Source organism: Streptomyces sp. NPDC036984, from assembly GCF_055607665.1.
In genome coordinates this window covers 129,689-143,727 of record NZ_JBVJRL010000009.1, presented here as the reverse complement: position 1 = coordinate 143,727, position 14,039 = coordinate 129,689, and the positions used below count along the sequence as shown (strand labels likewise).

The window sequence follows — 14,039 nt, the reverse complement described above, 5'->3', positions numbered from 1 at the left end:
AGAACAACGATGGGCACCATCCGAGTGGGCCGCCCCCAGGTGAAACCCGACACGCCCTCCCACGTGCCCGGCCTGCACCAGGGCAACAGGGGCCCGGGCAAGCGCCAGACCGGACACCACAAGGACGGCACGTCCGACGCGCGCCGTTCCACCGGGATCCACTGGAAGCGGCACGACGCCATCATGAAGACCATGCCGAACATCTCGCCGGGGTGACCGGGATGAGGAAGCGGAAGGGCACCGGGATGAAGCTGTACCGAGCAGGAGCGAAGGCCGCGGCCACGGCGGCGCGGCTACGAGCCGACAGAACGGCCCGGATGCGGGCCGGGAGGACGGCACGGCGCGTGCTGATCGCCGAGGCCGCCGTAGTGGGTGGCCTGGCGCTCACGATGCTCGTCCGGGAGATCCCGGGCATCCGGCGTGAGGTGCGCATCTGGCGCATGATCAACCTGCGCTCCGGCGCCAAGCGGCCGCACTGAACCGGCCGTGCACGAGCTGTCGATCGCGACCGCGATCGTGGAGCAGGCGGAGGAGATCGCCCGCGCGGACGGCGCCGACGGCGTGTCGTCGGTGACCGTCCGGGTCGGTGAGCTGGCCGGTGTCGTCCCGGACGCGCTGCACTTCGCCTTCGAGGTGGCCCGCGACGGCACGGCGCTCGCCGCGGCCCGGCTCGTCGTGGAGCAGGTGACCGCGCGGGCCTGGTGCGGCGGGTGTGCCGAGGAGTTCGCGGTCGGCATGCCCCCGTTCTTCTGGTGCCCGCGCTGCGACCGGCCCTCGCAGGAGCTGCGCAGCGGACGGGAGCTGGAGATCACGGGGGTCGAGCCGGCCCCGGCCCCGGCCTGACGGCGGGGCCGGGGGGGCGGCTCAGCAGATGCGGGGCAACTGCTCGCCCAGCGGCAGGTCCAGCACCCGGGTGCCGCCGAGGCCGGTGGCGACGACGACCATCCCCGGGTGGTCGGCGACGCACTCGCCGATGAGGACGGCGCCCGCGCCCTGCGGGTGTGCGCGCATGGCCGCCAGGACGGCCTCGGCGTGCTCCGGGGGGACGAAGGCCACGAGCCGGCCCTCGTTGGCGACGTACAGCGGGTCCAGGCCCAGGAAGCCGCAGGCGTTCGCGACCTCCTCGGGAATGGGCAGGGCCCGCTCGCGCAGCCGGACGCCGGTGCCGGAGGCGCGGGCGATCTCGTTCAGGGACGCGCCGAGGCCGCCCCGGGTGGGGTCGCGCAGCACGTGGAGGTCCGGGGTGACCGCCAGCATGGCCGCCACCAGGTCCGCGAGGGGCGCGGTGTCGGAGGTGATCTCGACGCCGAACTCCAGGCCCTCGCGCACGCTCATGACGGCCACCCCGTGCAGGCCGATGGGGCCGCTGACGATGACGGCATCACCCGGCCGGGCGCGCTGGGGGCGGATGTCGACACCGGCGGGGACGAGGCCGATGCCGGAGGTGGTGACGTAGACGCCGTCGCCGTGCCCGGACTCGACGACCTTGGTGTCGCCGGTGGCGATGGTGACGCCCGCCGCCTCGGCCGCCGCTCCGATGGCGCGGGCGATCCGTGCGACGACGGCCAGTTCCACGCCCTCCTCCAGGACGAAAGCCGTGGCGAGGTGGGTGGGCCGGGCGCCGCTCATCGCGAGGTCGTTGACGGTGCCGTTGACGGCGAGGTCGCCGAGGCTCCCGCCGGGGAAGAACAGCGGGCGTACGACGTGGGAGTCGGTGGAGAAGGCCACCCGGGCGCCGCCGAGGTCGAGGACGGCGGAGTCGGTGAGGGCGGCCAGGATGGGGTTGCCGTAGGCGGGCGCGAAGACCTGCTCGACCAGCTCCGCCGACAGGGCGCCGCCTCCGCCGTGGCCCATGACGACGACCGGCTGGTCGCGCAGGGGTGCGGGGCAGGTCCAGTTCGCGGGGTCGACCGGGGTCGCATCGGTGGTGACGAGGTCAGCCAACGGGGTTCATCTCCTCCTGCGGGATGCGCGATCCCTCGGATGCCGGGGTGTTCATCCGGCGGTACAGGTAGTAGGCCGCGCAGGCGCCCTCGCTGGAGACCATGGTGGCGCCGAGCGGGGTGCGCGGGGTGCAGCTCGTGCCGAAGGCGGCGCACTCGGTGGGTTTGATCAGCCCTTGCAGGACCTCGCCGGCGCGGCACTCGGCGGGTTCCTCGGTGCGGATGCCGGTGACGTCGAAGCGGTGTTCGGCGTCGTAGGCGCGGAAGGCGTCGGTCAGCCGCCAGCCGCTGTCCGGGATGCGGCCGATGCCCCGCCAGTTGCGGTCGGTGACCTCGAAGACCTCCTCGATCATGCGGACCGCGGCCGGGTTGCCCTGCTCGCGCACGGCGCGGGTGTAGGCGTTCTCCACCCGGTGCTCGCCGCGCTCCAGCTGGTGCACGGCGCGGCGGATGCCTTCGAGGATGTCCAGCGGCTCGAAGCCGGTGACGACGAGCGGGACGCGGTGCCGCTCGGCGAGGTCGGGGTACTCGGCGGTGCCCATGACGCTGCACACGTGCCCGGCGGCGAGGAAGCCGCGTACCCGGCAGTCGGGGGCCGTCATGATGGCCTCGATCGCCGGGGGGACGCGGACGTGGGACACCAGCAGGCTGAAGTTGGCCAGGCCCAGGCGGCGGGCCTGGTGGACGGCCATGGCATTGGCGGGGGCGGTCGTCTCGAAGCCGATGGCGAAGAACACGACCTGCCGGTCGGGGTTCCTGCGGGCGAGGTCCAGCGCGTCCAGCGGCGAGTAGACGACCCGGACGTCACCGCCCTCGCCCTTGACCCGGAACAGGTCCCGGTCGGTGCCGGGCACGCGCAGCATGTCCCCGAAGGAACAGAAGATCACCTCGGGGCGTGCGGCGATCGCCAGGGCCTTGTCGATGACGTCGAGGGGTGTCACGCACACCGGGCAGCCCGGGCCGTGGATCAACTCCACGTTTTCGGGCAGGAGTTGGTCGATGCCGTGGCGGATGATGGAGTGGGTCTGGCCGCCGCAGACCTCCATCAGGGCCCAGGGCCGGGTGGCCGTGGCCCGGATCTCGTCCAGCAGCCGGCGCGCCAGATCCGGGTCGTTGAACTCGTCGATGTACTTCACCGGGCCTCACTCCCGCTCTCCTGCCGCGCCGCCTGCTCCCAGGCGTCGCCGAACTCCTCTTCAAGCAGCCCGAGCTGGCCGAACAGCTCCAGGGACGCGCGCGCCGACTCCTCGTCCAGGCGCTGGAGCGCGAAGCCGACGTGGACGATGACGTACTCCCCCACCCGGATGTCGGGCAGGTACTCCAGGCACGCCTGTTTACGGACGCCGCCGAAGTCGATCAGGCCGGTGAGCGGGTCGGCACGGTGGTCGATGGACACGACCTTGCCGGGCACTGCCAGACACATGGGTCACTCCGTCTCGTGGTGGGCTGCTGTTCCCGCGACCATCAGCTGGCCGAGCGCCAAACCGCCGTCGTTCGGGGGGACTTCGCCGTGCCGGAGGACGGTGAAGCCGGCCCCGGCGAGCAGCGCGGCGGCCTCCTCCTCCAGCAGGGCGTTGGCGAAGACGCCGCCGGTGAGGGCGACGGTGGTCAGGCCGGTCTCCGCTCGGGTCCGGCAGCAGACCTGCGCCACCGCGCGGGCCACGCCCCGGTGGAAGCGGGCGGCCATGACCGGTACGGGGGTGTGGCGGGCCCGGTCGTCGAGCAGGGCGCGGAGAGTGGCTGCCGGGTTCATCTCCCACCCGCCCACGCGACCGTGCCGGCCGGGGGGCCGACGACGCGCGGCTCCGCCCCGGCTCCCGGGGAGTGCGGTCAGGCCGAAGGGGTAAGCACCCGCGTCCGCGTCCCTCGCCGCTGTCGCCGCCGCCTCCAGCTCCAGCGCCGCCTGCGCCTCGTACCCGGCGCGCTGGCACACGCCCACCAGGGACGCCACCGCGTCGAAGAGCCGGCCCATGCTGGAGGTCGGCACGCAGGCCAGCTGGCGCGTCAACTGCTTCCTCAGGACGGCGAGTTCGGTCACCGTGCACGCCTCGACGCTGGGCAGGCCCGGCTCCCAGGGCAGTCCCGCCGCCCACAGCCGGGCCAGTGCCAGCCGGCAGGGGTTGGCCACGCCGGCGTCGCCGCCGGGGAGGGGGGCGGGGGTGAGGCGGGCGAGGCGCTGGTAGCCGGCGTAGTCGGCGAGCAGGATCTCGCCGCCCCACACCGTGCCGTCGTCGCCGTATCCGGTGCCGTCGAAGGCGACGCCGATCACGGGTGTGCTGCCGTCGAGGCCGTGTTCGGCCATCGCGGCGGCGATGTGGGCGTGGTGGTGCTGGACCAGCACCGGCCCGGGCAGGCCGAGTCGGGCGGCCCGGGTGTGCGCCCGGCGCGTCGAGTGGTAGCCGGGGTGGCGGTCGGCCGCCACCCGGCGGGGGGTGACGCCGGTGAGGCGGGTGAGGTGCCGTTCGGCCCGTTCGGCGGCTTCGAGGGTGGCCAGGTCGCCCATGTCACCGATGTGCGGTCCGAACCAGGCGTGGTCGCCCTCCCCCAGGCAGAGGGTGTTCTTCAGGTCTCCCCCGGCGGCGAGCGTGGGACGGACCGGCAGCGGCAGGCGCAGGGGGCGGGGGACGTAGCCGCGGGAGCGCCGCAGGACCTGTTCGGTGCCGTCGGGGCGGACGCGCAGGAGGGAGTCGTCGCACGGCGAGGCGATGGGCCGGTCGTGGGTGAGCCAGGCGTCGGCGAGTCCGGCCAGCCTGGTCAGCGCCTCGGGGTCGTCGGTGACGATGGGCTCGCCGGAGCGGTTGCCGCTGGTCATGACCAGCACCCGGGGGCCGGGGGGATCGCCGGGCAGCCCGAACAGCAGGGTGTGCACGGGGGTGTAGGGCAGCAGCACGCCGACGTGCGGGCTGCCCGGGCAGACCTCGGGGGCGAGGCGGAGGCCGTCCGCGGGGCCCCGCCGGCGCAGCAGGACGATGGGCCGCCGGGCGCTGGTGAGCGCGGCCCGCTCGGCGGCGGAGAGCACCGCGACGCGCTCCGCCGTGCCGAGGTCGGCGCACATCACGGCGAACGCCTTGCCGCCGCGCTCCTTGCGGCGGCGCAGTCCGGCGACGGCCCGGGCGTCGGTCGCGTCGCAGGCCAGGTGGTAGCCGCCGACGCCCTTGACGGCGACGATCCGCCCGGCGGCGAGGAGTGCCCGTGCCGCCGCCAGGGCGTCCGCGTCCCGGGCCGGGCGGACGCCCAGTCCCGCGGCCGGGACCAGGGCGAGGCGCGGGCCGCAGTCGGGGCAGGCGACGGGCTGGGCGTGGAAGCGCCGGTCGGCCGGGTCGCCGTACTCGCGCGCGCAGGCGGGGCACATCGGGAAGCCGGCCATGGTGGTGGCCGCCCGGTCGTACGGCATGCCGGTGGCGATGGTGAAGCGGGGGCCGCAGTGGGTGCAGGTGACGAAGGGATGGCGGTGCCGGCGGTCGCCGGGGTCGGCGAGTTCGCGCAGGCAGTCGGCGCAGGTCGCGGTGTCGGGCGGCAGGTGGGTGCGGCCCGGGGACCGCGCGGTGGAGCGGATGCCGAAGGGCTCGGCGGCACCGGTCGCGGGGATGTCCTCGCAGCCGACACCGGTCACCGTCGCCAGCGGGGGCGGCTGCTCGGTCAGCCGGCCGACGAACCGGTCGACGTCGACCGGCGGACCCTCGACCTCGATGACCACGCCGTCCGCCGTGTTGCCGACGAACCCGGTGAGCGCGAAGGCGCCGGCCAGCCGGTGCACGTACGGCCGGAAGCCGACCCCCTGCACCGTGCCGCGCACGGTGATCCGGCGGCGGACCAGGCCGGTGGCGGGCGCGGTCACGCGACGGGGGCGGACGCGGGGTGGTGGTGATGCGGGTGCGGGGCGAGCGGCGGGCGGTGCGGCGGTGCACCGTCGCGGGCGGCGAGCGCGCGGTCGAGCAGGGTGCCGACGCCGGCGCCGGTGCGGGCACAGGACCGTACGATCTCCACGCCCGGGTTGACCCGGTGCACGTTCTCGTGGAACAGACTCTCGTCGAAGCCGGCCGGTCCGGCCAGGTCGGTCTTGGTGATGACGACCAGATGGGCGGAGCCGAACGCGGTCGGGTACTTCAGCGGCTTGTCCTCGCCCTCGGTGACGGCCATCAGCACGATGCGCAGGGTCTCCCCGAGGTCGTACGCGGCCGGGCAGACCAGGTTGCCGACGTTCTCCACGAAGAGCACGGAGGTGTCCGGCGGCAGCCAGTCCGTCAGCTTGGCGCGGACCTGGCGGGCCTCCAGGTGGCACAGCCCGTCGGTGAGCAGTTGCTGGACCGGTGCGCCGGACCGGGCCAGCCGGACGGCGTCGTTCTCGGTCGCCAGGTCGGCGGTGAGCGCGGCCGCCGGCACGCCCTGCTGCACCGCGCGGGCCAGCACCCGGGCGAGGAGTTCGGTCTTGCCGCTGCCCGGGCTGGACAGCAGGTTGACCAGGGTCACGCCCTGCCCGGCGAGGTCGGCGCGCAGGCTCGCGGCCAGGCCGTCGTTCTTCGCCAGGACGGCCTGCTGGACGTCGGACCGGCACATGGGCGCAGCTCCTCGGAGTCGGCGGCGGTCCCGGGCCGCGTCCCGCACGGCCCGGGGGTTTCACCGATCTTGGGCCGCCCCGCTCCCCGGGCCGGGCAGCGCAGCCGCGCGCGGGTGTCCGGATTCCACCGGGCGGCCCAACGGCGGCGCCGCCGCGGCCGGATCGGCCAGCAGGGCGGGGACGAGCGTGTGCAAGGCGTCCACGGCCCGGTCGACGGCTTCCCGGACCGGTGTGCTGAGCCCCGGCGGCAGGTCCTCGTCTCCGGCCGGCAGCTCGGCGGGCTCGCAGGCCAGGACGAGGATCCGGGGCAGCGGCTCGTCGCCCAGGTGCGTGGCCAGCGCGAGCACCTTCGCCGGGTCCATGCCGTGGGCCTCGGGCGGGGCGGCGCCGTCGGGGGGTTCGGCTTCGAGCAGGGAGAGCGTGCCGGGGCGATGGCCGCGCGGGGCGGCGTCGACCAGGACCGCGGTGGCGTAGCCGGCCAGCAGGTCGTAGGCGAGGTCCAGGCCTCGGATGCCGTAGTCGTGGACGCGTACCCCGGGCGGCAGCGGGCGGTGCTCGAGGGCGCGGATCACCTCGGGGCCGAAGGCGTCGTCGCCGAGGAAGATGTTGCCGACGCCCGCCACCAGCAGCGGGGGCGTCACCGGGGGTCTCCGGCGGGTGCGGCGAGGGGCCGGGGTGAGCCGGTGGGGGTCTTGCGGACGAAGGCCGAGCGCAGGGCGTGGTAGGGGGCCTCGGGGTCGAAGAAGATGGCGCGCATGCGGGCCAGTTCGGCCTCGCGGTGGTGGGCGAGGGGCCGGTCCCGCTCGTCCGCGGCGCGGGCCGCCGCCTTGGCCGCGAGCCTCCCCTCCAGATCCGGGTCGGCGGCGAGTGCGGCCGCGAGCCGCTCCACCACGGCCGGGAAGTCCCCCGGCGCCGCCTGCACGAGCCGGTCCACGAGGCCGAGCCGCTCGGCGGACGCGGCGCTGACCGGCAGTGCCTCGGTCGTCAGCCGGTGGGCCAGGTCCGGGCCGACGCGGCGCGGCAGGCTGTACGTCCAGAACTCGGAGCCGTACAGGCCCATGCGCCGGTAGTGCGGGTTGAGGACGACGCCCGCGCGGCACCACACCTGGTCGGCGGCGAGGGCGAGCATGGCGCCGCCGGCCGCGGCGTTGCCGGCGAGCGCGGCCACCACGAGCCGGTCGGTGGTGCGCAGCACGGCCTCCACGAGGTCGTCCATGGCGTTGAGGTTGGTCCAGGACTCCTGGGCCGGGTCGGGGGCCGCTTCGATGACGTTGAGATGGATGCCGTTGGAGAAGAAGTCGCGCGTCCCGCCGAGGACGAGGACGCGGGTGGGGCGGGTGAGCGCGTGCTCGTAGGCGGCGAGCAGTCTCCGGCACTGGTCGGTGCTCATCGCGCCGCCCGGGAAGGAGAAACCGAGGAAGCCGACGTCGCCGCGCTGCCGGTAGCGGATGTCGGTCCAGGTACGCCGGCCGGCGGGGAGGTCCAGCGGGGCGGGAACGTCCGGGAGCACGAGGCCGGGCTGGTACGCGGCCACCACCGACGCGGCCGGCCGGCGGAACGGCGCCGGGTCGCCGGAGTTCTTGCGGGGCCGCAGTTCGGGGATCCACACGGCGCCGTCCCGGGTGGCCCGGCAGACGGCGCCCGCGCGCTGGGCCAGCAGGGCGCCGGGGCGGCCGCGGAGCCGGTCCTCGGGGTGGCCGCCGTGCAGGAAGACCTCGTGGCCGAGGATTTCGTCCAGGACGCCCGGCTGCGAGTCCGCGCCACGGAGCTTGCGCAGGACCGTCTCGGTGTCGTCCCGTTCCCAGTCGATCCGGCGCCGCTCCTGCCGGAAGAAGTCGCGCCAGGCGACGGTGACCGACTCGTCGGTCTGCGCGAGGGGCTTGTGGGAGCCTTCGGCGTAACGGCGTACGGCCGTGAGGACGGCGGTGACGGCGGCGTCGGAAGCCTCGTTGCGGTAGAGGTCGCTCTTGCCGACGGGCGGCACCGGGAACGGCTCGGCCGCCCAGATCGCGCCCGCGTCCATCGCCGCCTCGGCCTGGAGCACGGTCACGCCCCAGTGCGCCGCCCGGCCCGCGATGGCCCAGTCCAGTGAGGACGGGCCGCGGTCGCCCGGCGGGCCGGGGTGCACGATCAGGCAGGTGTGCTGCTGCCACACGTCCTCGGGCAGGGCCGTCCTGAGCATCGGCGCGACGATCAGGTCCGGCCGCAGGTCGTGCACGGCCGCCCGGACCGGGTCGGGGCCGTGCGCGGCGAGCACGACGTCGACCTGGTGTCCGTGGTCGGACAGTTCGGCGTACAGGCGCTGGGAGAGACTGTTGAACGCGCTGGCGACGAGCAGGATGTTCATGACATGGCATGGTCGTCGTTCGCCGGGGTGCCGTGAAGAACCGCTGCGGCGTTTCGCCGGCCTCGGTCAGGTCTCTTCCTCCATCCGGATCGCATTCCGCAGATCCTCGAACGCCTGACTCCGGTCGCCCTCGTGCGTCTCCAGCAGGGCCGCGGCGATCGCGTCGAGCTTGCGCTGGATGGCGTGCTCGGCGCGCATCTCGGCGTTCTTCAGCAGGGCGAGGAGCAGCAGGGCGACCGCGGTCATGGACTCACCGGCGAGCAGCAGCAGTTCCGACCGCAGATGGGCGGCGTGGGCGGCGGCGAAGAAGCCGACGAGCAGCAGGCAGAACAGGAAGAACAGCGGTGAGCTGGTGAAGTTCGAGGCGTACTCGGCGAACTGCTCGAACCGCCCGCGGCGCGGGCCACCGCGGTGGACGGGGTTCTTGAAGGTCATGGCCGAGCCTTTCCCCGTGTCGGACGCGCCGCCCCGGCCCGTCACCCGAGCCGCCAGGGGTTCCGGCGAACGGCTCGCGCATCAGGCCGGCGGGACCCGGGCGGGGGCGTACGACACCGAGGGGTGGCTTGCCCGGTGGCCACGGCCCCCGGCGCGCCGGGGGCCGTGGCCACCGGGGGGGGCCGCTCGGCCGCACAGGCTCAGGCCGCGAGGGTCCGCCCCGGCGGGAGGCGGTCGAGAAGCTGGGCGTGGTGCAGTTCGGCCACCGGGGCCAGCAGGTCGGGGTGGCGGAGCAGGGCCGCGGCACGGCGGTCGCCGTCGTCGGGGGTGAGCAGCCGGCGGAACTCGACCGGCATGTCCGCGGAGTGCTCGCTCCCGGCGAGTGCCGCGACGGCCAGTGCGGCCAGCTCGGCGTCGGTCAGCAGGGCGGCGGCCCAGCTGGCCACGACCTCGTCCACCCAGGTGCGCCAGGCCCACTCCTCGGCCGGGTGGTCGCCGGCCTGTTCCGCGCCGGTGATCCAGTCGAGGCGGGCCGTGCCCCCGGGACCGGCCATGGTGACCAGGCCCGCGTCGATCTCGGTGGGGTACCGCAGCCAGGCGGCGACCGTCACCGCCTGCCGGGCCTGCGCCTCGCACAGCGCGGAGGCCAGCGCGCCGCCGCACGGCGGGTAGGCCACCGTCAGCCAGCGAGCCGTCGCGGCGATCAGGGGAGACAGGTCAGTGAGCACAGCCGGGCCGTCCGAGGTGCGAAGGGATACAGGAGCTCGACGCAACGGTAGCCCGGCGCCGGGCACGGCCGGGAGGGGGTGCGAAACAGGTCATATGTGACCTGACCCACGCCGGTCAGGTCCCCGGACCGAGACGCGGTGCCTCGCCCGGGTACGGCAGGCGGCGAGAATCCGGCCTCCGGGGCCTTCGGGCCGCGCGTACGAGGCGCTTGCCCCCCTGCACGCCCGCGAGCGGCTGAGCCGAGCCGCGGCAACGCACGCAGGACGCCCGACGGGGCTCCTCGCCTGCCGCCTGACCAGGTGGGGGACGGCGAGAGCAGCCACTCGGCTGCGTCGTGGCCGCCCTGCCGCAGGTCAGCTGCCGGGGCTCGTACCCCAGGCCGCTGCCCTGTCCCGCAGCCGTTGCTTGTCCGGCTTGCCGGAGGGGGTCAGTGGGATGTGGTCCACCCAGTGCACCGCGGCGGGCCGGTGGGCCTCCGACAGGGCGTCGACCACGAGCCGGCACGCCTCGGCGGCGGTCCGGTCGCCGGGCTCGTGCCCCGCCGCGGGCGTGAGGAAGGCGTGGATCTCCTCGCCGGTGACGGCACTCTCGCGGCCGACCACCGCCGCCTGGGCTACGGCCGGATGCCGGGCCAGAGCGGCCTCGACGGGCCCGCAGTAGATGTTGTCGCCCGCCACGAAGATCGTGTCTGTGACCCGGTCGACCAGATACAGGTACCCGTCCTCGTCCAAGCGTCCGATGTCCCCGGTGCGCAGCCGGCCGTCCCGCAGCGTCTCCGCGTCCAGGTCGGGACGGTGCCAGTAGCCGGCCATCATCGCCGGCGAGCGCACCCACACCTCACCGCACCGGCCGGCAGGCAGCTCCCGGCCACCCTCGTCGCGGAGGGACAGCTCGACGCCGCGCACCGGCTGCCCGGCGGAGGCCAGCAGGTGCGGCTTCCCGCACAGGGCGGCGGCGTGGTCGGCGGGCGACAACCGGGAGATCACCGCCGCCTCGTTCGTCCCGTAGCCCTGACGGAAATCCACGCCGTACACGCGCAGGGCTTCGCGGAGCCGCCCGGGCAGGATCCGGGAGCTGCCGTAGGACACCGACACCAGCCCGGGGATCCCTCCGGCGGTGGCGGGGTGGTCGAGCAGCCGGTACAGCAGCGACGGCAGCAGATAGGTGGTCACCGGGGCCAGGCGGGCGCAGACCGCGGCGACCTCCGGCGGGTCGAACGGGTCGAGGATCTCCACCCTTCCCCCGGCGAGCAGGTGCTCCAGGCACCGCCCGCCGGCCCGCTGGGCCAGGGAGGTCACCGAGAGGAACACCGGCTGGACGCCCTCGTGACGGCGGGTCCAGCCGGCGCGCACCCGCAGGGCGGCGAAGGTGGACGCCACGCCCTTCGGCGGGCCGGTCGTGCCGCTCGTGTAGGTGACCCGGGCGATGTCCTCCTCCCGTGCGGCCACCGGCACCGGTTCAGCCGGCAGGCCGGCGGCCGACCGCAGCAGGTCGTCGAGGGCGATACGGCGGGCTCCCGTGTCGGGGACGGGGGCGCCGGCCACCACCAGCGCCGGCCGGCAGTCGGCCAGGATGTGCGCCAGGTGGTGGGTGGCCGGCTCGATCACCACCTGGGTCAGCCGCGCCCCGAGCAGGTGCGCGGCCAGACGGACCAGCAGTGTCTCGGGACGGTTGCCGCCGACGTACGCCAATCCGGTCGCGCGCTCGACGCCCAGCTCGCGCAGCGCCCCGGCCAGCCGCCACACCTCGTCCAGCGCCTGCCCGAAGGTCAGCAGGCGGCGCCGGGAGCCGATGGCCGGCCGGTCGGTGTGGTGGTGGAAGGCCTTGAGGAGATCGGTGACATAGGCAGCGGGCACGGGGACTCCCTCGCGGGACGGGCCAAGGCGGCAGCTGTGCCACGGAAGGCCCGCCACGCCACATGCACCACACCCTGAGGCCGCCTTCCCCGGGCGAGCAAGCCGCTGACGGGGTGACCTGCCCCATGCCCGCCCGGGGGCTGGGGCCTTCGTCCGGATGAGGCCGGCCCCGATCGACCGTGCCTCCCGGGAGCCCGGCAGCATCCGGGAGAGAGGCCCTACGCCGTCGTGGACAGCGGCGAGTCCGTTGAACGATCTCGCGGACCGGACGGTGGCCGGCGGGGACGTCGGGGCCGCGCCGGTGGGCGATGCTGCCAGGTTCGGGGCTCGGGGCGCACCGGCGGGCGTACGGAACCGGGGGTGACGCGGTCCGCACCGGAGGCCTCGGACCAGGGCTTCCTGGGGGTAGCCCCCCGACGGGGGGTGGGGGCAGGCATCGTGTGCCTACGGTGGCCGGCAGGCTTCTGCGTGGCGTACGGCGGTCAGCAGAATTCCGGCATGACGCTCTCTCCCGATGTTCCCCTGGCAACCCGCCGCTGCGCCGCCGGTGCGGGCACGTCGGGTCCCGGTGCCGGCAGCGACTTCGCCGGACTGTCCCGGCGGATCGCCGAGGCCGGCCTGCTGAAGCGGCGCCCCGGCTACTACACGGTGCGGCTCGGTCTCGTGCTCGGGTCGTACGCTGCCGCGTGGGGGGCCTTCTTCGCGCTCGGCGACACCTGGTGGCAACTGGCCGTGGCCGCCGTGCTGGCCCTGGTGTTCGGGCAGGTCGCTCTGGTGGCGCACGATCTGGCGCACCGGCAGGTGTTCCGGCGCCGCCGGCACAGTGAGATCGCGGGACGGCTGTTCGGCAATCTCGGTATCGGCATGAGCTACGGGTGGTGGATGAACAAGCACACCCGCCACCACGCCCACCCCAACCACGAGGAACTCGACCCCGATGTCGCCCCGGACATCCTGGTGTGGTCCGCCGAACAGGCCCGCGCCAGCCGGGGCCTGGCTCGCCTCCTCGGTGGCCACCAGGCACTGCTGTTCTTCCCGTTGCTGACGCTGGAGGGCTTCAACCTGCACGTCGCCGGTCTGCGGGCGCTGCGCGCACCGTTCATGAAGAACCGGCTGCTGGAGGGCGCTCTGGTCCTGCTGCACATCGCCGCTCTGCTCGCCGCCCTGTTCCTGGTGCTCTCCCCGGGCAAGGCCGTGGCGTTCCTCGCGGTGAACCAGTGCCTGTTCGGCGTCTACCTGGGCTGCACCTTCGCCCCGAACCACAAGGGCATGCCGACGCTCACCGGTGACCAGCAGCTCGACTTCCTGCGGCGCCAGGTCCTGACCTCGCGCAACGTGCGCGGCGGGCGGCTCACCGACGTGCTGCTGGGCGGGCTCAACTACCAGATCGAGCACCACCTGTTCCCGAGCATGCCCACGGTCCATCTGCGCCGGGCCCAGGTGATCGTGCGGCAGTACTGTGCCGAGATCGGGGTGCCGTACCACGAGACCGGACTGATCCGGTCCTACCGCGAGGCCCTGACGCACCTGCACCGCGTGGGAGAGCCGATCAGGCGGCGGCGCAGGGCGTGAACAGCGGACGGAACCGAAGAGGAGCAGCCCGGTCGGCGCGTCAGCTCGTCGGGGACGAGGCCCGGCGCGGCAGCTTCCAGTTCGGTCGCGGGAAGTGGCAGGTGTAGCCGTCCGGATAGCGTTCCAGATAGTCCTGGTGCTCCGGTTCGGCCTCCCAGAAGTCGCCCACGGGCTCGACCTCGGTGACCACCTTGCCCGGCCACAGGCCGCTCGCCTCGACGTCCGCGATGGTGTCCAGGGCGACGCGGTGCTGTTCCTCGTCGGTGTAGAAGATGGCGGACCGGTAGCTGCGCCCGATGTCGTTGCCCTGGCGGTCCTTCGTGGTCGGGTCGTGGATCTGGAAGAAGAACTCCAGGATGTCGCGGTAGCTGGTGGCCCTGGGGTCGAAGAGGATCTCGATGGCCTCGGCGTGGTCGCCGTGGTTGCGGTAGGTGGCGTTCGGCGTGTCACCGCCGCTGTACCCGACGCGGGTGGACACCACGCCCGGCTGCCTGCGGATCAGGTCCTGCATGCCCCAGAAACAACCGCCCGCCAGTACGGCCCGCTCGTTCTCCGATGTCATCGGTCGCTCCCTCACCCTCGAGCCGCTGTCCGGCACG

The 14,039-nt window shown here is 74.4% G+C and carries 15 protein-coding genes; 4 read left to right on the top strand and 11 right to left on the bottom strand.

Annotated elements, in window-relative coordinates:
- Positions 1 to 9: 9 nt before the first annotated feature.
- Genes ACZ7DL_RS18895 through hypA form a run of 3 tightly spaced genes read left to right on the top strand, consistent with a single transcriptional unit; the run spans position 10 to position 843 of the window.
- A complete protein-coding gene (locus ACZ7DL_RS18895; protein ID WP_470775289.1) occupies positions 10 to 216 on the top strand; it encodes a hypothetical protein in 207 nt (68 codons plus the stop codon).
- Between the two features lie 5 nt (positions 217 to 221).
- Positions 222 to 479 carry a hypothetical protein gene (locus tag ACZ7DL_RS18890; RefSeq protein WP_470775288.1) on the top strand — a complete coding sequence of 86 codons (258 nt, stop codon included), beginning with the start codon at positions 222 to 224 and terminating at the stop codon, positions 477 to 479.
- A 7-nt stretch (positions 480 to 486) separates the two neighbouring features.
- Positions 487 to 843, top strand: a complete 357-nt coding sequence (hypA, locus tag ACZ7DL_RS18885) for a hydrogenase maturation nickel metallochaperone HypA (protein WP_470775287.1) — start codon at positions 487 to 489, stop codon at positions 841 to 843.
- Positions 844 to 864: 21 nt separating this feature from the next.
- Here the strand turns inward: hypA and hypE are convergent, their stop codons facing one another.
- The 10 genes from hypE to ACZ7DL_RS18835 all read right to left on the bottom strand — a co-directional run bounded on the left by hypE (position 865) and on the right by ACZ7DL_RS18835 (position 11,868).
- Positions 865 to 1,944: a hydrogenase expression/formation protein HypE gene (gene hypE / locus ACZ7DL_RS18880; protein ID WP_470775286.1), complete on the bottom strand. Its 1,080-nt coding sequence runs from the start codon at positions 1,942 to 1,944 to the stop codon at positions 865 to 867.
- Positions 1,937 to 3,079, bottom strand: coding sequence for a hydrogenase formation protein HypD (hypD, locus tag ACZ7DL_RS18875; protein WP_470775285.1), 1,143 nt, complete (start codon positions 3,077 to 3,079; stop codon positions 1,937 to 1,939). Before hypD ends, hypE begins: the two co-directional genes overlap by 8 nt.
- The gene (locus ACZ7DL_RS18870) at positions 3,076 to 3,366 is read right to left on the bottom strand and encodes a HypC/HybG/HupF family hydrogenase formation chaperone (RefSeq protein WP_358638775.1); all 291 of its coding nucleotides are present in this window, start codon (positions 3,364 to 3,366) and stop codon (positions 3,076 to 3,078) included. Before ACZ7DL_RS18870 ends, hypD begins: the two co-directional genes overlap by 4 nt.
- Before the next feature lie 3 nt (positions 3,367 to 3,369).
- Positions 3,370 to 5,781 carry a carbamoyltransferase HypF gene (hypF, locus tag ACZ7DL_RS18865; protein ID WP_470775284.1) on the bottom strand — a complete coding sequence of 804 codons (2,412 nt, stop codon included), beginning with the start codon at positions 5,779 to 5,781 and terminating at the stop codon, positions 3,370 to 3,372.
- Positions 5,778 to 6,500: a hydrogenase nickel incorporation protein HypB gene (gene hypB, locus ACZ7DL_RS18860; protein WP_470775283.1), complete on the bottom strand. Its 723-nt coding sequence runs from the start codon at positions 6,498 to 6,500 to the stop codon at positions 5,778 to 5,780. The genes hypF and hypB overlap by 4 nt, the downstream gene beginning before the upstream one ends.
- A 60-nt stretch (positions 6,501 to 6,560) precedes the next feature.
- Complete coding sequence (locus ACZ7DL_RS18855) at positions 6,561 to 7,142, bottom strand: hydrogenase maturation protease (RefSeq protein ID WP_470775282.1); 582 nt, start codon at positions 7,140 to 7,142, stop codon at positions 6,561 to 6,563.
- Positions 7,139 to 8,848: a hydrogenase maturation protein gene (locus tag ACZ7DL_RS18850; protein ID WP_470775281.1), complete on the bottom strand. Its 1,710-nt coding sequence runs from the start codon at positions 8,846 to 8,848 to the stop codon at positions 7,139 to 7,141. The genes ACZ7DL_RS18855 and ACZ7DL_RS18850 overlap by 4 nt, the downstream gene beginning before the upstream one ends.
- A 66-nt stretch (positions 8,849 to 8,914) precedes the next feature.
- Positions 8,915 to 9,283 (bottom strand): hypothetical protein, encoded by a 369-nt coding sequence (locus tag ACZ7DL_RS18845; protein WP_470775280.1) that lies wholly within the window; start codon positions 9,281 to 9,283, stop codon positions 8,915 to 8,917.
- A 200-nt stretch (positions 9,284 to 9,483) separates the two neighbouring features.
- Positions 9,484 to 10,011 (bottom strand): hypothetical protein, encoded by a 528-nt coding sequence (locus tag ACZ7DL_RS18840; RefSeq protein WP_470775279.1) that lies wholly within the window; start codon positions 10,009 to 10,011, stop codon positions 9,484 to 9,486.
- Positions 10,012 to 10,365: 354 nt separating this feature from the next.
- A complete protein-coding gene (locus ACZ7DL_RS18835) occupies positions 10,366 to 11,868 on the bottom strand; it encodes a class I adenylate-forming enzyme family protein (RefSeq protein WP_470775278.1) in 1,503 nt (500 codons plus the stop codon).
- A gap of 498 nt (positions 11,869 to 12,366) precedes the next feature.
- On the opposite strand from ACZ7DL_RS18835, the gene ACZ7DL_RS18830 reads away from it, so the two are divergent.
- Positions 12,367 to 13,440 (top strand): fatty acid desaturase family protein, encoded by a 1,074-nt coding sequence (locus tag ACZ7DL_RS18830; protein WP_470775277.1) that lies wholly within the window; start codon positions 12,367 to 12,369, stop codon positions 13,438 to 13,440.
- 40 nt (positions 13,441 to 13,480) lie between these two features.
- Here ACZ7DL_RS18830 and msrA read toward each other — a convergent pair whose 3' ends face one another.
- Complete coding sequence (msrA, locus tag ACZ7DL_RS18825; protein WP_470775276.1) at positions 13,481 to 14,002, bottom strand: peptide-methionine (S)-S-oxide reductase MsrA; 522 nt, start codon at positions 14,000 to 14,002, stop codon at positions 13,481 to 13,483.
- Between the last annotated feature and the right edge of the window lie 37 nt (positions 14,003 to 14,039).

Bases quoted from the DNA above. Each gene is read 5' to 3' on its own strand.
- ACZ7DL_RS18895 (WP_470775289.1), top strand. From the start codon at position 10: ATGGGCACCATCCGAGTGGGCCGCCCCCAGGTGAAACCCGACACGCCC.
- ACZ7DL_RS18890 (WP_470775288.1), top strand. From the start codon at position 222: ATGAGGAAGCGGAAGGGCACCGGGATGAAGCTGTACCGAGCAGGAGCG.
- ACZ7DL_RS18870 (WP_358638775.1), bottom strand. From the start codon at position 3,366: ATGTGTCTGGCAGTGCCCGGCAAGGTCGTGTCCATCGACCACCGTGCC.
- hypB (WP_470775283.1), bottom strand. From the start codon at position 6,500: ATGTGCCGGTCCGACGTCCAGCAGGCCGTCCTGGCGAAGAACGACGGC.
- ACZ7DL_RS18850 (WP_470775281.1), bottom strand. From the start codon at position 8,848: ATGAACATCCTGCTCGTCGCCAGCGCGTTCAACAGTCTCTCCCAGCGC.
- ACZ7DL_RS18845 (WP_470775280.1), bottom strand. From the start codon at position 9,283: ATGACCTTCAAGAACCCCGTCCACCGCGGTGGCCCGCGCCGCGGGCGG.
- ACZ7DL_RS18830 (WP_470775277.1), top strand. From the start codon at position 12,367: ATGACGCTCTCTCCCGATGTTCCCCTGGCAACCCGCCGCTGCGCCGCC.
- msrA (WP_470775276.1), bottom strand. From the start codon at position 14,002: ATGACATCGGAGAACGAGCGGGCCGTACTGGCGGGCGGTTGTTTCTGG.